The 19,378-nt window shown below is 67.9% G+C and carries 13 protein-coding genes; 3 read left to right on the top strand and 10 right to left on the bottom strand.

The window, feature by feature from the left end; translation table 11 throughout:
* Positions 1–56: 56 nt before the first annotated feature.
* From trxA to HNQ79_RS18710, 7 genes are all read right to left on the bottom strand, one after another.
* Entirely contained in the window at positions 57–389 is a 333-nt protein-coding gene (gene trxA / locus HNQ79_RS18740; protein ID WP_185032500.1) for a thioredoxin, read from the bottom strand.
* 40 nt (positions 390–429) lie between these two features.
* The gene (trxB, locus tag HNQ79_RS18735; protein ID WP_185032498.1) at positions 430–1,404 is read right to left on the bottom strand and encodes a thioredoxin-disulfide reductase; all 975 of its coding nucleotides are present in this window, start codon (positions 1,402–1,404) and stop codon (positions 430–432) included.
* Positions 1,405–1,529: 125 nt separating this feature from the next.
* Positions 1,530–2,420 carry an RsmA family anti-sigma factor gene (locus HNQ79_RS18730; protein WP_185032496.1) on the bottom strand — a complete coding sequence of 297 codons (891 nt, stop codon included), beginning with the start codon at positions 2,418–2,420 and terminating at the stop codon, positions 1,530–1,532.
* Positions 2,417–3,124 carry an RNA polymerase sigma factor SigM gene (gene sigM, locus HNQ79_RS18725; RefSeq protein WP_185032494.1) on the bottom strand — a complete coding sequence of 236 codons (708 nt, stop codon included), beginning with the start codon at positions 3,122–3,124 and terminating at the stop codon, positions 2,417–2,419. Before sigM ends, HNQ79_RS18730 begins: the two co-directional genes overlap by 4 nt.
* Positions 3,125–3,152: 28 nt before the next feature.
* Positions 3,153–4,892 carry a protein kinase family protein gene (locus HNQ79_RS18720; protein ID WP_185032492.1) on the bottom strand — a complete coding sequence of 580 codons (1,740 nt, stop codon included), beginning with the start codon at positions 4,890–4,892 and terminating at the stop codon, positions 3,153–3,155.
* A gap of 120 nt (positions 4,893–5,012) precedes the next feature.
* Complete coding sequence (murJ, locus tag HNQ79_RS18715; RefSeq protein ID WP_185032490.1) at positions 5,013–7,163, bottom strand: murein biosynthesis integral membrane protein MurJ; 2,151 nt, start codon at positions 7,161–7,163, stop codon at positions 5,013–5,015.
* Positions 7,164–7,221: 58 nt separating this feature from the next.
* Complete coding sequence (locus tag HNQ79_RS18710; protein WP_185032488.1) at positions 7,222–9,531, bottom strand: DUF6049 family protein; 2,310 nt, start codon at positions 9,529–9,531, stop codon at positions 7,222–7,224.
* 182 nt (positions 9,532–9,713) lie between these two features.
* Here HNQ79_RS18710 and HNQ79_RS18705 point away from each other — a divergent pair, with 182 nt between their 5' ends.
* Positions 9,714–11,156 carry a CCA tRNA nucleotidyltransferase gene (locus tag HNQ79_RS18705; RefSeq protein WP_185032486.1) on the top strand — a complete coding sequence of 481 codons (1,443 nt, stop codon included), beginning with the start codon at positions 9,714–9,716 and terminating at the stop codon, positions 11,154–11,156.
* A 94-nt stretch (positions 11,157–11,250) separates the two neighbouring features.
* On the opposite strand, the gene HNQ79_RS18700 is transcribed toward HNQ79_RS18705, so the two are convergent.
* The 3 genes from HNQ79_RS18700 to HNQ79_RS18690 form a co-directional block, all read right to left on the bottom strand.
* Complete coding sequence (locus HNQ79_RS18700) at positions 11,251–12,546, bottom strand: MFS transporter (RefSeq protein ID WP_185032484.1); 1,296 nt, start codon at positions 12,544–12,546, stop codon at positions 11,251–11,253.
* A gap of 101 nt (positions 12,547–12,647) precedes the next feature.
* Positions 12,648–13,730, bottom strand: a complete 1,083-nt coding sequence (locus tag HNQ79_RS18695) for an inositol-3-phosphate synthase (RefSeq protein ID WP_185032482.1) — start codon at positions 13,728–13,730, stop codon at positions 12,648–12,650.
* A 48-nt stretch (positions 13,731–13,778) separates the two neighbouring features.
* Positions 13,779–14,525, bottom strand: a complete 747-nt coding sequence (locus tag HNQ79_RS18690; RefSeq protein ID WP_185032480.1) for a PadR family transcriptional regulator — start codon at positions 14,523–14,525, stop codon at positions 13,779–13,781.
* A 387-nt stretch (positions 14,526–14,912) separates the two neighbouring features.
* Here HNQ79_RS18690 and HNQ79_RS18685 point away from each other — a divergent pair, with 387 nt between their 5' ends.
* Positions 14,913–17,642, top strand: coding sequence for a transglycosylase domain-containing protein (locus HNQ79_RS18685; RefSeq protein WP_185032478.1), 2,730 nt, complete (start codon positions 14,913–14,915; stop codon positions 17,640–17,642).
* A gap of 198 nt (positions 17,643–17,840) precedes the next feature.
* On the top strand, positions 17,841–19,334 hold the full coding sequence (locus HNQ79_RS18680) for a glycosyltransferase family 87 protein (protein ID WP_185032476.1): 1,494 nt from the start codon (positions 17,841–17,843) through the stop codon (positions 19,332–19,334).
* The last annotated feature ends 44 nt before the right edge of the window (positions 19,335–19,378 follow it).

Genomic DNA, 19,378 nt, shown 5'->3' with positions numbered 1-19,378 from the left:
ACCCCCTTTTTGGGGTGGGCCCTCACTGTTTCACGTGAAACAACAGCGGCGTACTGCTACTCGCCGATGAAGGGGTCCAGGTCGCGGACGATCGCGGCCTTCGGCTTGGCACCGACGATGGTCTTGGCGACCTCGCCGTTCTGGTAGACGTTCAGCGTCGGGATGGACATGACGCCGTACTTGGCCGCAGTGGCCGGGTTCTCGTCGATGTTGAGCTTGACGACCTGGATCTTGTCGCCGTGTTCCGCCGCGATGGCTTCGAGGGACGGCGCGATCTGACGGCACGGACCGCACCAGGCTGCCCAGAAGTCGACCAGGACGGGCTTGTCGCTCTTGAGGACGATCTCGTCGAAGGAGTCGTCGGTCACATTCTTCAGGTCGCCGGCCACGGCGGCCTCCTTCACTGCTGGTGGTGTGTGGGGTGGGGGATCAGACGGCGGGGGTCTTCTCCGGCTCGGCAACCTTCTCGGTGTCGGCGAGCGCGGCAAGGTAGCGCTCCGCGTCGAGCGCGGCGGAGCAGCCAGTACCGGCGGCGGTAATGGCCTGGCGGTAGGTGTGGTCCACGACATCACCCGCCGCGAAGACACCGGCGAGGTTGGTGCGGGTCGAGGGTGCCTCGACCTTCACATAGCCCTCGTCGTCCAGTTCGACCTGACCCTTGAAGAGCTCGCTGCGCGGGTCGTGGCCGACGGCGATGAACAGGCCGGTGACGTCGAGGGGAGCGGTCTCGCCGGTCTTGGTGCTGCGCAGCGTGATACCCGAGAGCTTCTGGTCGCCATCGAGGGAAGCCGTCTCGCTGTCCCAGGCGAATTTGATCTTCGGGTCGGCGAACGCGCGCTCCTGCATTGCCTTCGAGGCACGCAGGGTGTCCCGGCGGTGGACGATGGTGACGGACTTGGCGAAGCGGGAGAGGAACGTGGCCTCTTCCATGGCGGTGTCGCCGCCGCCGACCACGGCGATGTCGTGGTCCTTGAAGAAGAAGCCGTCGCAGGTGGCGCACCAGGAGACGCCGCGTCCGGAGAGGGCGTCCTCCTTGGGCAGGCCGAGCTTGCGGTGCTGTGAGCCGGTGGAGATGATCACGGTCTTGGCGCGGTGCACGGTACCGGCGGTGTCGGTGACCGTCTTGATGTCCCCGGTGAGGTCGACGGAGACGATGTCGTCGGGGATGAGCTCGGCACCGAAGCGCTCGGCCTGGGCGCGCATGCCGTCCATCAGGTCCGGACCCATGATGCCGTCGCGGAAGCCGGGGAAGTTCTCGACCTCGGTGGTGTTCATCAGCGCACCACCCGCGGTGACGGCACCTTCGAACACCAGCGGCTTCAGCGATGCGCGCGCGGTGTACAGCGCGGCGGTGTATCCGGCCGGCCCGGAGCCAATGATGATCACGTTACGGACGTCGCTCACGGGTTTCTTCCTCGTCTCTGCAGACTGCTTACTGCCAACCGGGGCCCGGTCTGAACCTTCCACCCCATCCAACGGATACTACGGGGCTGGCATTCCCGGGACGGCCCGGCACTTGGACGCGTCTGTCAGCGCCTGGGGTAGGTATCGCTGAGCAGCAGGTTGCCCCTGCCCGTGGGTTCGGCACCGATGCAGGACGCGTCGACGACGTACGCATGAACCAGTGTCGGTTTGGAGGCGTGGGGCAGGACGAGAAGATAGGCTGGCTTGCCCTCGTAACTTCCGCTCTCGAAGCCCAGGGGGGCGTCGGTGCGGCCCGTGCCCTTCTGGATGCAGGAGGGCACGCCGAGCATCGCCTTCGGGGAGTTCGGATTCTCTTGGCTGTCGAGCGACGGGGCGTTCTTGTCCTTGCTCAGCGGGTTGTTTGATTCCGGTGCGGCCGAGGCGAGCAGCGTTTCGACGTGTTCCTTGAGCGGTGCTCCCGAGAACTGCCGGGAGAGCGTTGCCGACGACGCGCTGTCCTTGGCCCCCGTCCCACTTGGGGTGGACAGGGACTGCACCAGCAGGACACCGAGCCCGACCGTGGCTGTCCCGAGGACGGCCCCCCACAAGGCTCGACGGCGGGGCTTGCGGGAGGTGGGCCGTCCGGGGCCGGTGGCTGCGCGGGCCTGGCCCGGCCGGTCGGCGCGTGGTGGAGCGGATGCCGCGGGAGCAGCCGAGGTTTCACGTGAAACATCGACGGGGGTGGCCGCGTCGGGCGCCGTGGAAGCCAGCAGGGCCTCGGCGGCCAGAGCCGCGTCGATTCTTCCGGCCACGTCGGAGGGCATGCGCGGTGGTCCGGGAAGGGTGCCGAGCATGCTGCGGATCTCGTCCAGGGACGCCCGGACGTCTGCGCACAGTGCGCACCCGTCGAGGTGCCGACGTACGTCCTCCGTGCGGTTCTGCGGCAAGACCCCTTCGGTGAGGTCGGAGATCTCCGCGACATCCGGGTGCTGAGTCGTGCCGGTCGTGGAGGTCACGCGCGCCCACCTCCGCCCTTCACAGCAGCAGGGCCGGGCCCTGCGTCTTTTGCATCCGATGCCGGTGGTGGGACGGATGTCCCCGGCCTCCGGTTCCTTCCCCCCTCGGAGTCCCCGCTATCCCCGGTTCCGACCCGCAGATGCGCGAGGAGTGGCAGGAGTCTGGCCCGGCCTCGTGCGCAGCGGCTTTTCACGGTTCCGGTCGGTACGCCAAGGACCTCGGCGGCCTCCGCCACCGGGTATCCCTGCATGTCGACGAGGACGAGCGCGGCCCGCTGGTCGGCAGGCAGAGTACGCAGTGCTGCCAGCAGCTCACGGTGCAGGTCCTGACGTTCGGCGGGAGCCTCCGCCGACTCATGGGGTTCGAGGAGTTGTTCCAGGCGTTCGTTGTCGTCCATGGGTGAGGTTCTGCGGGACGCGGCCTTGCGGACGCGGTCAAGGCAGGCGTTCACGGTTATCCGGTGCAACCAGGTGGTGACGGCCGACTGACCCCGGAAGGTGTGGGCGGCCCGGTAGGCGGACACCAGGGCATCCTGAACGGCGTCTGCTGCTTCCTCGCGGTCGCCGAGGGTGCGCAGCGCCACTGCCCAGAGCCGGTTGCGGTGCCGGCGTACGAGCTCGCCGAAGGCGTCGGGTTCTCCCTTGACGTGCCTGGCCAGGAGATCCTGGTCGTCGGCATCGCGAAGTGCGACGTCGTCGTCCAACGGTGACCCCTCCCCCTGGTGGCTTGAGTCAGCCTGTGAATTTCACATCGGTTATGGCCTGCTTGTGCCCCGCGCCGCTGAACTCGTCCTGTCCGGCCATGGGCATGGCTGTCATCCAGAGCAGTACGTAGCGCGTCTTCACCGGCTTCTTCGCCTTGATCGAGGCGTTCGAGGCGCTGGTGGTCGTCGTGGCGATCTTCTTCATCGAGTCGACGTCTCCCGAGGAGGACATCGAAGGCGCCGCGTACATGGAGATCGTTGTGCGGTCTCCCGCGTACTTGAACGCTATTGACGCCTCGGAGACGTCTCTCTCCTCGCCGAGGTCGTAGACGATGCCTACGCCCTTCTTGATGGAGGGTGCCAGTTCTGGGCCGTCGTTGTAGCTCTTGGTCCGCCAGTACGTGTTGCGATCGCCGTCGTAGGTCTGTGCCACGTCGGCGGCGGCCTGAGGGAGGCCGTCGGGGAAGAACTCGGCGGCGCCCTTGATGTCGAGCGGCTTGAGCGCCGGCGGACGTGCCACGTCGTTGTTCTTCGGTTCCGTTTGGGTCTGGGTGTCGTCGGTGGTGGTGCGTCGGTCAAGAAGCGTGTCGGCGAGCTGCCAGCTGCCGAGGCCGAGTGCGGCGATGAGGAGCGAGGCGACACCCCACTTGAGGGCCCGGCCGGTGCGGCTCTGCAGCGGGCGGGGCGGGACCGGCAGGGGCTGAGTGACGCCGGGGTGCGACTGCTGTCGCCCGTACGAGCCCTGCTGGTAGGTGGTGCGCTGGTAGTCCGGGCGGGCGGGATACGAGGGTTCCGGGGGGCGGATGCGGGGCATCGCCGCGACGGCCTTGGCCAGCTCATCGGGGGTCGTGCAGGGCGGTTCCTGGCGGGACGCGGTGGCGCCGTCGTTGGCCAGGGCCCGCATGGCGAGTTCGGACAGGCCGCGGTGGACGCCGGCGCGTACCTGGTCGGGGGAGATGAGGCCGATGTCCTTGGGCAGCCCGGTCAGGCCGTACGCGTCGCTCTCGTACGGCCAGCGCTGGGTCAGCGACGCGTACAGCAGGGCGCCGATCGCTTCGGTGTCGGCGCGCTGCGCCGTGTCGGAGCTGATGCCGCGCAGGGCGGCGTTCACCGCGAGACCGCGGATGCGGTACTGCCCCGTGGAGGTGCGCAGCACGGCGCTCGGCGTGAGCCGCAGGTGGGCCAGACCCTCGCGGTGAGCAGCCGTCATGGCCTGGGAGACCTGGCTGACGAGCTGGTACGCGTCGTGCGGCTCCAGCGGACCGCCGGCGAGAATCGAGGTCAGCTCGGTGGCGTCCGGCAGCCACTCGTGGACGACGTAGACGAGGTCGTTCTCCTCGACGGCGTCCAGGACCTGGACGAAGCGGGGGTCACCGAGCAGCGCGGAGGACCGCGCCGCCGCGAGCACGGTGCGTGCCCGGGGGTGGTCGGCGGGCAGCAGATGGACGCCCACGGCGCGCCGCAGCTTTTCGTCGACCGCACGCCAACTGCTGAAGCCGTCGAGACGGGTGACGCACTCCTCCAGCCGGTAACGTCTGGCGAGTTTGTGACCGCTGTGCAGCTCCGGTGCGACGATCGGAGTCTCGGTGCCCTTCTTCTCCGCCTCGTTCTGCGTGGTCGTCTCCGGTGTGTCCTGGCCTTCTGCCAGTCCGTCGGCCGTGGCCCTGTCGGCATCAGAGGCGGACGACTCCTTCCCGCCCGAGGCGGGGGGAGGAGTGTCACCGCTGTTGTCGGCCACGTCGACGGCAGCCGTGCTACGTTCCGCCACCGTCGTTCCTGCCTCCCCATCCGTTGCGCGCTGTCGAGCAGCCCTGCCAATTGTGCCCACAGTCCGCCGCTGTGCACGACACATGGCGGCGGGCGATGGTTGTGCGACCGTCGTCGAAGCTCAGCGGCCCAGACGTCCGCGGACCATGCCCACCAGGGCGTTGAGTTCCGCGATGTGCATCTTCTTCGCGGCGACGAAGAAGACTCCGAGCAGTGCGGCACCGCCGGCGACCAGTGCGGCGAGCGAGCCGAGGACTCCCTGGCCGAGAGCCTGGAGGAGCGCATACCCCACCGCGCCGGCGACCATGGCCGCGGGAATCGAGGCGATCGCGAGCCGCGCGTACGTACGCAGGACGTTCGCACCGTCCAGGTCGCCGCCGAGCCGCTTGCGCAGCCGCTGCCAGGCGATCCCGACGCCGATGGCGTAGGCGAGGCCGTACGAGGCGGCCATGCCGGTCACGGCCCACCGGTCGGGCAGCAGGAGGTAGCAGAGGGCCGAGGCGGCGGCGTTCACGGCGGCCACGATGACCGTGTTGTAGAAGGGGGTGCGGGTGTCCTCGTAGGCGTAGAAGGCACGGAGTACGACGTACTGCACGGAGTACGGGATCAGGCCGAGGCCGAAGGCCATCAGCATGTAGCCCATGTTCGTGGCCGGGGTGGTGCCGGAGGAACCGAAGATCAGTGTGCAGATCGGGACGCCGAGCGAAAGGAACGCGAACGCGATCGGGACGATGGCGACGGCCGTGGTACGCAGGCCCTGTGAGATGTCGTCGCGAACTGCTCCCGCGTCGCCCTCATTCGCCGAGCGCGCCAGTCGGGGCAGCAGAGCGGCCATCAGGGAGACGGTGATGATGGCCTGCGGCAGGCCCCAGATCAGCTGGGCGTTGGCGTAGGCGGCGAAGCCGATGCCCTCGCCGTGCTTGCCGACGGCCGCGGTGGCGAGCTGGATGACGACGATGGCGCCCGCCTGGTTGGCGAGGACGAACAGGACCGTCCACTTGGCGAGCTTCGCCGCCTTGCCGAGGCCCTGGCCCTTCCAGTCGAACCGCGGGCGCAGCTTGAAGCCGGTCTCGCGCAGGTACGGGATCATCGCCAGTGCCTGCACGACGAGGCCCAGCAGGACTCCGATGCCCAGGAGGCGCTCGCCCTCGGGCGGGATGGTGGCGACGGTCATCTGGGAGGTCGCCGACGTGCCGTACACCCAGATGAACGCGCCGAGGGTGGCGATGATGACGATGTTGTTGAGGACCGGCGTCCACATCATCGCGCCGAACTTTCCGCGCGTGTTGAGGATCTGGCCCATCACGACGTGGACACCCATGAAGAAGATCGTGGGGAGGAAGTAGCGCAGCAGGGTCACCGCGACGTCGTTGGAGGCCGGGTTGCCGGAGACCGACACCGAGAGGAAGCGGACCAGCAGCGGGGCGCAGACCATCGCGAGGGCGGTGAGCGCCCCCAGGGCCACCGTGACGAGGGTCAGAAGGCGGTTTGCGTAGGCCTCGCCGCCGTCGGCGTCCTCTTTCATGGCGCGCACGAGCTGGGGCACGAAGACGGAGTTGAGGCCGCCTCCGATGGTCAGGATGTAGATCATCGTGGGCAGCTGGTAGGCGACCTGGAAGGTGTCACCGAGCAGGCCCGCACCGAGCGCCGCGATGATCAGGGCCGAGCGGACGAAGCCGGTGAGGCGCGAGACCATGGTGCCCGCAGCCATCACGGCACTGGACTTCATCAGGCCTGCCGCGCGGCCCGTCGGCTTCTTCGGCGGTGCCGTGCTGGCGACGGCCTGCTCGGGGGCGGTGGCCGGAGCGGGTACGCCCGGGGCCTGCTGGTCGCGGTAGAGATGGGCGAACGCGTCCTTCTCCGGCGGCTCCTCCTCGCTCGCCCGGGTCACCAGGTCGTCGACGCCGGTGAACTGCACGGTGCGGGCGTCGTCCCCGTACGGCAGGTGACGGGAGGGCCCGTCGGGCTCCGGCGGCGGAGTCTGGGCCCACACCCGCGGGTCCGGGGAGTGCGGGGGTGCCGGTGGCTGCTGGTACAGCGGCGGAGTCTCCGGAAAGGTGCCGGGCGGCGGAGGGGGATGCGAGGCACGGTCGTAGAGCGCCTCGGTCACCGGATCCTGCGCGGAGAGGTCCTGCGCGCGGTAGGGGTCGTGGTCGTACGCGGACTGGAGGTACGGGTCGTCCGGGGAGGCGGGATGCCGGGGCGGGGGGGCGTGGCCCGCCGCTTCACCGCCCGCGTGCCGGACGTGGTCACCGTCGTACGGCGCGTTCATTGCAACCCCACCTCATCGTCCCCGGTCGACGGCCACGACATGGCTCGACGGTTATGGCTCAACGGTCCACTTTCTCACCCGCGGCCGTAGGCTCCCCGCTTTCCGGACCGGTGTCCGGCGTCGGGTCACTCGGCTGCTCGGAACCCTCACTGTCCGGTGCGTCACCGTCCGGCGCCTCGCCGCGGGCCGCCGCGCGTTTGCGCTGTGAGTACATCTTGATTCCGGCGAGCACGAGCAGCAGTACGCCGCCGGCGATCACCAGCATGATCGTCGGAGTGATCTCGTTGACGTTCACCATGAACCGCATTTCGGGTCCGTAGGGGGTGCCGTCCTCGGTGAAAAGCTGCGCGACGACGGGTACCTTGCCGTTCGCGTTGGCCGTCGTGGCGATCTTCACGGACTGGCTGTGCCCGCCCCGGATCTTGATGGGCTGCTCGGTGACCGGCCCGCCGTCGCCCTCGCCCACTTTGAGACGGGTGGGCTTGGTCGACTCGAGCCGCAGTACCAGGTGGTCGACGTCCTGCACCAGCTTGTTCTGGACGGTCACCGGGATGGTCGCGCTGCGCCCCGAAAGGGTCGCAGTGGACTTTTCGATCAGGTTGACCTCGTTGGTGAGGTCGTTCAGATAACGCTGTACGTCTTGCCGGTAGCGGCTCGCCGCGGTTTCGTTGCGGCGCCAGGAGGTCGACATCTCGCGGTTTATGGCGTTGCCGAACGGGGTGACCACCCGCTCCGGTTTGGTGAGGACCACTTTGAACCGGTCCAGCGTGTGCTGGGTCGCCTTGATGTTCTCGAAGGCGGCGGTCGGCAGCTCCCGCTTCCGCAATCCGTCCGGGTACGAGGACCGGTCGGGGACCTGGGTCATGGCCCCGGGGTCGGGCTTGGCCTTGGCCGCCCCCACCAGGTCGAGCGGCTGAGTCCAGCGCTGGACGTCCAGGGCGCGCAGGGCGGACGCCATCGACTGGGCCTGGGTGACGGACGGCATGCGCTGCGGGGCGACCACGATGCTGCGTTGCTTCTCCTCGTCCTGCTGGGTCAGTGCCAGCGTGTGGGCGAGGAAGCCCTGCGCGGCCAGGGCGGACTTCTCAGCGTTGGCCATGTCGCCCTGGAAGGCGGTCGAGAGCCGAGCGTCGGCGACGACGGCGGTACGGCCGCCGCCGATGGGGCGGGCCGCGGTGGGCGTGTAGAGCAGGCCGCCGTTCTCGCCGAAGCTGTCGCTGCGGGCGATCACGTGGTGCGCGCCGGCGGAAGTCGCGGTGTTGACGATCGCGGGGTCGACGGCGCCCTCGACAGGCCAGGCGAAGTCCGTGGAGGGCTTCACGTGCAGGGTCGACTCCACCGCGCCCTTGGCCGCCTCGGTGGCCCGTTGCAACTGGTTCAGGGAGCCGGGGACGTTCTTGCCGCGGTGGGCCAGCGATGCCAGGTCGGGGTCCGCGAACGGCAGCGCGATCACTTTCTGGTCCTGCACTGCCTTCTCCAGCGCGGCCAGCCATTGCTTGGCGACGGTTCGGCTCCTGCCCGGCACGTTGGTGCCGGTCGCCCTGTCCTTGACCGTGTACCCCTTCACCATCGCGTCCACGGTGGCGAGCAGGTCAGGGTCGATGACCCAGGTCACGGGCAGTTCGTCACCCAACGAGACCATTTGTTCGAGTCGGCCGCCCGGGGCGAGTTCCTTGGCGAGGTCGTCGTTCTCGAAGACCGGGGTCTGCTGCTCGTCCGAGCCCGTCTCGGCGGACAGCCGGGTCGTGGAGACCAGCGGCCACAGGTAGGTGAGCTGCGTCCGCTTCTTCGTGTTCTCGGGCTGCCACGGCAGGAAGGTCCGCTCGATGCCCAGTACCTGTTCGGAGCTGCGCCCTGACGTCTTCCCCGCCAGCGACACACTCAGCTGGTAGACGCCCGGGTCACCGAGCCCGAGCTTGTCGACCGGCACCGCGAGGGTGAAGTCCGTGCTGATCCCCACGGGCAGTCTCGGGAACTTGACCGCATACTCCGTCAGCTCGTTGGGCTCGCTGCCCTCCGAGTAGCCGGTGCGGGCCGCCGCTGTGTCGACCTGGGTGCGGCCGGAGAGCCTGTTGCCCACCCGCAGTCCGACGCGCGCCTCCGAGATGGGTTCCTTGCCCTTGTTGGTGACGGTGCCCGAGACGGTGACCGTGTCGCCCTTCCCCGGTGCGCCCGGGGTCAGCGAGTTCAGTGCCACGTCCACAGTGCGCCATCCCGTGGCGTCTTCGGCGGCGTACGCCGCGGGCGCGGCCGGGAGCTGTACCAGGCCGGCCAGGAGCGGGGCTCCGGCGATGAGGGATGCCGCACGCCGGACCCATCGGCGGGCAGGAGAAGGATTCATCCCCTGAAAGTCTGCCGCCTCGGCCACGCGCTCGCCCGTCCCTCGTCGTTGGCTGCCTTGGATGGTTGCCCGGTTGCTGCGTCCACGCATGGTAACGATGCGCACGGCGACGAAGTGCCGCGGACTGCGCCACATGATCGGAAGAGTCTCTCAGGGCCCGGCGAAAACGATGACACTCCGCCCGGCGGGGGCACGTACCCTTTTCTGTTGTGCCGAACGCCAATGAAGACAACTCCAGCGCCCTGACCCAGGTGCAGCACCGCGCAGTGAGTGAACTGCTGCGGGTCTCCCCTGTCGCCGATGACCTCGCCCGCCGGTTCCGGGCGGCAGGCTTCCACCTCGCGCTGGTCGGAGGCTCGGTCCGGGACGCGCTCCTGGGCCGGCTCGGCAACGACCTGGACTTCACCACCGATGCCCGCCCCGAGGACGTACTGAAGATCGTCCGACCGTGGGCGGACGCGGTGTGGGAGGTAGGGATCGCCTTCGGGACGGTGGGATGCCAGAAGGACGGCTACCTGGTGGAGGTCACCACGTATCGGTCCGAGGCGTACGACAGGACTTCCCGCAAGCCACAGGTGTCCTACGGCGACTCCATCGAGGAGGACCTGGTACGCCGCGACTTCTCGGTGAACGCCATGGCGGTCGCGCTCCCGGAGAAAGAGTTCATCGACCCGCACGGCGGGCGCGACGACCTGACGGCCAAGGTGTTGCGCACACCGGGCACGCCGGAAAACTCCTTCTCCGACGACCCCCTGCGCATGCTCCGCGCCGCCAGGTTCGCCGCTCAGCTCGACTTCGAGGTCGCCCCCGAGGTGGTCGCGGCGATGACGGCGATGTCCGAACGCATCGAGATCGTCTCGGCCGAGCGGGTGCGTGACGAGTTCAACAAACTGCTTCTTTCCGCCCACCCCGCCAAGGGCCTCTCCCTCCTTGTCGACACCGGTCTCGCCGCACACGTGCTGCCGGAGCTGCCCGCGCTGAGGCTCGAGAGCGACGAACACCACCGGCACAAGGACGTCTACGAGCACTCGCTTATCGTCCTTCAGCAGGCCATCGACCTGGAGGAGAACGGCCCGGATGTGGTGTTGCGGCTGGCCGCGCTGCTGCACGACATCGGCAAGCCGCGCACCCGGCGCTTCGAAAAGGACGGCCGCGTCTCCTTCCACCACCACGAGGTGGTCGGCGCGAAGATGACCAAGAAGCGCATGACCGCGCTGAAGTACTCCAACGACATGATCAAGGACGTGTCGAAACTCGTGGAGCTGCACCTGCGGTTCCACGGCTACGGAACCGGCGAGTGGACGGACTCGGCCGTGCGCCGGTACGTACGGGACGCCGGCCCTCTGCTGGACCGGCTGCACAAGCTGACCCGCTCGGACTGCACCACGCGCAACAAGCGCAAGGCAGCCGCGCTCTCCAGGGCCTATGACGGGCTGGAGGAACGCATCGCGCAGCTTGAGGAGCAGGAACAGCTGGATTCGATCCGGCCCGACCTGGACGGCAACCAGATCATGGAGGTGCTGGGCATCAGGCCCGGCCCCGAGATCGGCAAGGCGTACAAGTTTTTGCTCGAACTGCGCCTGGAGAATGGCCCGATGGAGCACGAAGCGGCCGTCGCGGCGCTCAAGGAATGGTGGACGGGGCAAAGCTGAGCCACTGTTTCACGTGAAACATCGGCGGTTTCACGAGTGACGCGGTGCGGAGGTGGGCGGGCGGTGTTTCACGTGAAACACCGCCCGCCATGTTTCACGTGAAACGTCGTCCGCCGCGTGTGGTCCGGCGCCAATGAGTCAGGGCGAACGCCACCACCCCGTAGAGCACGGCTACGCCGAGGACCAGGGTGACGGATCGGCCGTCGGCCGGCAGCAGCAGGGCCGCGACCGCTGCAGCGCCCACGAACGCCACGTTGAACAGCACGTCGTAGAGGGAAAAGATCCGACCGCGGAAGGCGTCGTCCACCGAGGACTGCACCACCGTGTCCGTGGAGATCTTCGAGCCCTGGGTGACAAGACCGAGGGTGAAGGCGGCGACAAGAACCGGCCCGGGAGCGAAGGACAGCCAGAGCACCGGTACGAGAAGGGCTGCGGACGCCGCGCACACCATCATCCAGCCGTACGGTCCCATACGTCCCGCGGCCCACGGGGTGACCAGGGCCGCGACGAAGAACCCGGCACCGGACGCCCCGAGCGCGAGGCCGAGCAGGGCCAATCCCTCGGAGCCTTCGGCCGGGCCTGCCGGGTCGCTCCAGGCGTACCGGCACAGCATCAGGAGCGTCACCGTCAGCGCGCCGTAGCAGAAGCGCATGGCCGTCACCGCGGCCAGCGCGCGGGCGGCGGAACGGCGCTCGGCCAGGTGGCGCAGCCCGTCGAGGAGTCCGCGCGCCGTGGAGGTGAGGGCCACTCCGAGCCGGGGCTGCACCAACCCGGGATCCGGCCCCAGGAGGTCTCGCCCCAGGCGAAGGGACGCCAGCGCGGAGCACAGGTAGAGCCCAGCGCCCAGGAGGACGACCGCCGCGTCCGAGTCCCAGCCGAGCAGCCGTACGGCGAACGCGAGAGACCCGCCCAGGGTGGCCGCGAGCGTACCGGCGGTCGGGGACAGGGAGTTCGCCACGACGAGGCGCTCCTCGTCCACGACGCGCGGCAGCGCGGCGGAGAGCCCGGACAGGACGAAGCGGTTGACAGCCGTGACCGACAACGCGGACGCGTAGAAGATCCAGTCCGGCGCAGCGCCCACGATGAGCAGCGCAGTGCTGGCGGCAAGGACGGCGCGCAGCAGACTTCCGTACAGGAAGACCTGACGGCGCTGCCAGCGGTCGAGGAGGACACCCGCGAACGGGCCCACGACCGAGTACGGCAGGAGCAGCACGGCCATGGCGGAGGCGATCGCGGTCGGCGAGGTCTGCTTCTCGGGGGAGAAGACGACGTATGTCGCCAGGGCCACTTGGTAGACACCGTCTGCGGACTGGGAGAGCAGCCGTACGCCCAGCAGGCGACGGAAGTCGGGCAGGCGCAGCAGCACCCGAAGATCACGCACGACGGACATGTGAGCAAGAGTCACACACGGGCGTACGAAGAGGGCCCCGGGGGCGTACGCCCCCGGGGCCCTCTTCACCGGCGCCGTGCTTCAGCGCGAGCGCGCGAAGGTCAGCGCTCGACCTCGCCCTTGATGAACCTCTCGACGTTCTCGTAGGCCTCGTCGTCGAAGTACTGCACCGGCGGGGACTTCATGAAGTACGAGGAGGCGGAGAGGATGGGGCCACCGATGCCGCGGTCCTTGGCGATCTTCGCAGCGCGCACCGCGTCGATGATGACGCCCGCGGAGTTCGGGGAGTCCCACACCTCGAGCTTGTACTCCAGGTTCAGGGGGACGTCGCCGAACGCCCGGCCCTCAAGCCGGACGTACGCCCACTTGCGGTCGTCCAGCCAGGCCACGTAGTCGGAGGGACCGATGTGGACGTTGTCGGCGCCCAGGTCGCGGTCACGGATCTGCGAGGTCACGGCCTGCGTCTTGGAGATCTTCTTGGACTCCAGACGGTCGCGCTCCAACATGTTCTTGAAGTCCATGTTGCCGCCGACGTTCAACTGCATGGTGCGCTCCAGGCGCACTCCGCGGTCCTCGAAGAGCTTGGCCATGACGCGGTGCGTGATGGTGGCGCCGACCTGCGACTTGATGTCGTCGCCGACGATCGGGACGCCCGCCTCGGTGAACTTGTCGGCCCACTCCTTGGTGCCGGCGATGAACACCGGGAGGGCGTTGACGAAGGCGACCTTGGCGTCGATGGCGCACTGGGCGTAGAACTTCGCCGCGTCCTCGGAACCGACCGGCAGGTAGCAGACAAGGACGTCGACCTGGGCGTCCTTCAGGGCCTGGACGACGTCGACCGGCTCCTGCTCCGACTCCTCGATGGTCTGGCGGTAGTACTTGCCCAGGCCGTCGAGGGTGTGGCCGCGCTGGACGGTGACGCCGGTGGGCGGGACGTCGCAGATCTTGATGGTGTTGTTCTCGCTGGCGCCAATGGCGTCCGCGAGGTCCAGGCCGACCTTCTTGGCATCGACGTCGAACGCGGCCACGAATTGCACGTCCTTGACGTGGTAGTCGCCGAACTGGACGTGCATCAGACCGGGCACGCGACTGGCCGGGTCAGCGTCCTTGTAGTACTCGACGCCCTGGACCAGCGACGCAGAGCAGTTGCCCACGCCGACGATGGCTACGCGAACCGAACCCATTGACGGTTGCTCCCTGTGTTCTCGACGAGGCCTGCGGGGTGCAGGACCTCACTTGGCGGTGTCGTCCGACTGATCCGGCGGGGTTGTCCCCCGGTGCCGGGGCAGGCCGTCCGTGTCACCTGATGTCCGGTCACCGGCTGAGCGGTGACCGGCTGTGCTGTTGTCCGTGCTGTTGCCGGACGTACTGTCCTGCGGCGGGCCGGACGCCGGGTCGTCACCGGGTCGGCGCTGATCCTGTCCCGCCCGTTCACTCTCGATCAGCTCGTTCAGCCAGCGCACTTCGCGCTCCACGGACTCCATACCGTGGCGCTGAAGTTCGAGCGTGTAGTCGTCCAGGCGCTCGCGGGTACGGGCCAGCGACGCCCGCATCTTCTCCAGGCGCTCCTCCAGCCGGCTGCGGCGCCCTTCCAGGACCCGCATCCGCACCTCGCGCTCCGTCTGCCCGAAGAAGGCGAAACGGGCCGCGAAGTGTTCGTCCTCCCAGGAGTCGGGGCCGGTGTGGGAGAGCAGTTCTTCGAAGTGCTCCTTACCTTCCGCCGTCAACCGGTAGACGATTTTGGCTCGGCGGCCCGCGAGGGAGGCGGCGAGCGCGTCCTCCGGTGCGCTGCCCGGTTCCTCGATCAGCCAGCCGTTGGCGAGCAGCGACTTGAGGCACGGATAGAGCGTCCCGTAGCTGAAGGCCCGGAAGACACCCAGTGAGGTGTTGAGCCGCTTACGCAGTTCGTACCCGTGCATCGGGGACTCGCGGAGCAGGCCGAGCACGGCGAATTCGAGGATGCCGGAGCGCCTGCTCATCCTTCGCCTCCCTGCCGTCCCGGTAAGTCCCGCCCGCTGTCCTGCACTTATGCCGAACTTATGCCGGGCTGATGTATCGACTCGATACATCCAGACGATAGAACGACTGTCCCCTGACAACAAGGGCAGCCAGGGTGAACGGCGTCACATCACCGCCACTTGACAGCCAACTTGCCTGATTTGAGGTGCCCATCGGCACAGAGGGGGTTTTGAGCGTGCGTAGTCTGTGCGGCATGCAAAACACCGGGAGCCGCGTGACGCAAGGGGGCGTCGTGTTCCCGGCAGTAGCAAGGGCGAGCCTGTGGGAGGGCTTGTCCGCATTTCGGGGGGACCGGAACTCAACTGCCGCTTCCAGGCGAACTCGCCTGCCCGAGGAGTAGTCGTTCGATGAGCGAGCACCGTCGCAAACCTCCGCAGCCGCAAGGTGGCGGACGTGCCGCGGCCAGGAAAGCCGCCCAGCAACCTTCGGGCCGCCGTGCGGCCCCGCCGTCCCGCGGCATCGCCGCGGGGCCGCAGTCTGGTTCGTACCACCAGGAGGGTTCGTACGGGCATGAACCGTCGTACGGAGGAAGGGCCGAGGCCCGTCGTGCCGCGCAGCGGGGTGGCGGTGGTGGCGGCCGCCGCGGCGGGGGCCGGGGCGGCCCGGAAGGCCCGGGGCGCGGCCGCGGAAGGGGCGACGGCCCGCAGAAGAAGCGACTCATCGACTACCCGCGGTCCACGAAGTACGGCTGGCAGCGCTTCCTGCCGTCGTGGAAGCAGGTGGCCGGGCTGTGCGTCGGCTTCATCGGCGCGGTCCTGGCCGCGAGCAGCATGGCCTACGCGTGGGTCGAAATTCCCCAGATCCATGCGGCGGCCAAGGCACAGAACAACGTGTACTACTGGGACGACGAAACACAGATGGTCGCGACCGGCGGGGAGTTCAACCGCCAGGAGCTCGCCTACAAGAAGATCCCCGATGCCATGAAGCACGCCGTCATCTCGGCGGAGAACAAGAGCTTCGAGAAGGACCCGGGGGTCGACCCCATGGGCATCATGCGGGCGGTCGTCAAGATGGCCATGGGCGGCAACACCCAGGGCGGGTCGACCATCACCCAGCAGTACGTCAAGAACTCCAGGCTCAGTCAGGAGCAGACGCTGACCCGGAAGTTCACCGAGCTCCTCGTCTCCATCAAGGTCGGCGACGAACTCTCCAAAGAAGAAATCATGGCGGGGTACCTCAACGTCTCGTACTACGGCCGGGGCGCCTACGGTCTGCAGGCCGCCGCGCAGGCGTACTTCGAGAAGGACGCCGAGGATCTCAACCCCAGTGAGTGCGCATTCCTGGCAGCCGTCCTGAAGGGCGCCACCTACTTCGACCCCGCGGGCGCGCCGGCCATCGACCCGGAAGCCACCGCGGCCAAGAACAAGAAGCGGGCCGTGGAACGCTGGAACTGGATCCTCAACGAGCAGGTCAAGGACGGCAGGCTGACCCAGGCCGAGCGGGATAAATACCCGACATTCCCCGACGTCAAGCCGATTAGGAAGAACGCCAACCTGAGCGGTCAGATCGGATACCTGGTCGACCTTGCCAAGGCCAACTTCATCAACAAGAACGATCAGAACATCACGGCCGACAAACTTTCCCAAGGTGGATACCACATCTACACCACTTTCAACAAGGAGAAAGTGAATAGTCTCGAAAAAGCCGTCAAGAACATCTACAAGAAGAACATCGACCCCCAGAAGCGGCCGAAGTACGACACCCACGTGCAGTTCGGCGGTGCCTCGGTCGATCCCAAGAACGGGAAGATCGTCGCGGTCTACGGCGGTGACGACGCGACGAAGCACTTCACCAACAACGCCGACCAAACGGGCGCCCAGGTCGGCTCGACCTTCAAGCCCTTCGTGCTGGCAGCCGCCATGCAGTACGGGAAGCGCAACCCCGCGGGCGGCAAGGAGCAGTCGGAGGACGAGCGGACACTCATCTCTCCGAAGAGCATTTACAACGGCGACAACAAGCTGAAGATCAAGCAGTACAACGGGGACGTCTGGCGGAACGAAGAGGGCAAGGAATGGCTCCAGACCAACGACGGCCAGGAGTCGTACGGGCCCATCAGCCTCCACAAGGCCATGGAGGTCTCCGCGAACTCGCCCTATGTGCAGCTGGGCATGGACGTGGGCATCGACAAGGTCCGTGAGACGGCCATCGACGCCGGACTGCTGGAAAGCAGTCTCACCAATTGGCAGAACCCGTCGTTCTCCATCGGCATTTCCGACCCGAGCGCGATCCGGATGGCCGGTGCGTACGCCACCTTCGCAGCCAGCGGAAAGCAGAACGATCCCTACTCGGTGACGAAAGTCAAACGAGGGGGGAGCGTCATCTGGGAGCACGAGGCGAAGCCCAGTAACAAGATCCCGGCCAACGTCGCCGACAACGTCACCGACGTGCTGAAGAACGTCGTGGAGAACGGCACCGGAAGCAACGCCCAGCTTCCGGGACGCGAGGTGGCCGGCAAGACGGGTACCACCGACGGCAACAGGTCCGCCTGGTTCGTGGGCTACACGCCGCAGCTGTCGACCGCCATCGACATGTACCGGCTGGACGACAACGCCGAAAGCAAGAACCGTGAGTTCCTGAAGATGTTCAACACCGGCGGTCAGAAGAAGATCCACGGATCGTCGTTCCCGTCCGACATCTGGCACGACTACATGCTCGAAGCACTCAAGGGCACGGAGAAGATGACCTTCCCGGTGCCGGAGCCCATCGGCAAGACCGTCTACGGCGGTGGCGCCAAGAGCCCGGAGCCGACGCCCACGGAGATCCCCACGACTGCGCCTCCGACGACCGCGCCTCCGACCACCCCGCCCACGACGGCCCCGCCCACGACGCCCCCGGTCGAGACGCCGGGCGGCGATGACGAGGAGTGCGATCCGTGGGACTGGAAGTGCAAGCACGACCCGGGCGGCGCCAATGGCGGCGGCGCCGACGCCGGTGGTGGTGACATCGGTGGCGGTGAGACCAAGACACCGTTCCCGCCGGACGGCGGGAACAACGGAGGCCAGAACGGAGGCGGCGGTGCCGCAGACGGGGGTGGCGGGAACGGCCCCGGCGGCTTCCTCGGCGGCAACGACGGTTAGCGCCGCACCCTCGTCGCAGGATCCGCAGGAGCAGCGCAGGGCCCCGAGGGCCGTCGCACCAGCAACACGGTGCGGCGGTCCTCGCCCACGTCTTTCCCGTACGACGGCGCTGCCTCCCGTGTACGGCGCTGCCTCCCGTACGGCCCGAAACCCGGGCGCACAGCCGCACCCGCGCTCCGCACCGACACGTACGGCAGGATGTCCCGCATGACGAGCGTGCACGAGGACCGCCCCGTACCACCCACGCGGCAGGACGAGGTCGCCGCCGCCGGCAGCGAGCTGATCGGCGGTCCCATCGGCCGGTGGGCCAGGACCGGCGGCAGCCGGCTCACCCCCGTACGAGTCGTCGCGCTGGCGATGATCGGCATGTTCGCCCTCGGCATGGTGCAGAAACTGCCCTGCTACAACTGGGCCTGGTTCCAGGGCACCAGCTCCCAGTACACGCACGCCTGCTACTCCGACATTCCCCACCTCTTCGCCGGGCGGGGCTTCGCCGAGAACCTGACGCCCTACTTCGACCGGCTCTCCGGGGACATGAACTTCCTCGAGTATCCGGTCCTGACGGGACTGTTCATGGAAGTCGCGTCGTGGCTGACCCCGTCCGACGGCGACATCAAGTACCGCGAGCAGATCTACTGGATCGTCAACTGCGGCATGCTGATGATCTGTGCCGTCGCCATCGCCGTCTGCGTCGCACGCACGCACCGCAGGCGCCCCTGGGACGGCCTCCTCGTCGCACTCGCCCCTGCCTTCGCGCTCACCGCGACCATTAACTGGGACCTGCTCGCCATTGCCCTGACCGCTGCGGGAATGCTGATGTGGTCACGCGGCCGGTCGCTGGCCTTCGGCATTCTCATCGGTCTCGCGACCGCCGCCAAGCTCTACCCCGTGCTGCTTCTCGGGCCGCTGTTCCTGCTCTGCTGGAGGGCCGGCAAATGGCGTGAGTTCGGTGTCGCGACACTCGGCACAGCAGGTTCCTGGCTGCTGGTGAACCTGCCCGTCATGCTCCTCGCTCCGGAGGGCTGGAAGAAGTTCTACACCTTCAGCCAGGAACGCCAGGTCGACTTCGGTTCCTTCTGGCTGATCATTACCCAGCGCACGGGCAAGTCCTTCCAGGTGGAGAGCGTCAACACCTACGCCACGCTGCTCATGCTGCTGCTGTGTGCCGCAATCGGCTGGCTCACCCTCACCGCTCCCCGCCGCCCCCGCTTCGCGCAGCTCGCCTTCCTTGTCGTTGCCGCGTTCATCCTCACCAACAAGGTCTACTCCCCCCAGTACGTCCTCTGGCTGATCCCTCTCGCGGCGCTCGCCCTGCCGCGCTGGCGGCACTTTTTGATCTGGCAGGCCTGCGAAGTCATGTACTTCCTCGGTATCTGGATGTACCTCGCCTTCACCACCAGCGGCGACAAACGCCAGGGCCTGCCCACCGACGGCTACCACCTCGCCGTTGCCCTGCACCTCATGGGCACCCTGTACGTCTGTGCCGTCATCGTCCGAGACATTCTGCTGCCCGAACGGGATTCCGTTCGGCGCGACGGCTCCGACGACCCGTCCGGCGGCGTTCTCGACGGGGCCCCGGACGTCTTCGCCATCGGCCGGACCACTCACCCACCCCAGTGCGCGGCGCAGCAGCTCCAGGGGCCCCGTGTGCAGTGGGGTGCCGGTCAAGGTACCCACACCGCGACGGACTGATCCGCGCCCGCAGCGGGGCGTGTGTGTCCGCGCACGAAAAGGCC

Origin of the sequence: Streptomyces candidus, assembly GCF_014207445.1 — a bacterium.
In the GTDB taxonomy this organism is placed as follows: Bacteria; Actinomycetota; Actinomycetes; order Streptomycetales; family Streptomycetaceae; genus Streptomyces; species Streptomyces candidus.
The sequence above is the reverse complement of the archived record's forward strand: the minus strand, read 5'-3'. Positions and strand labels throughout refer to the sequence as shown.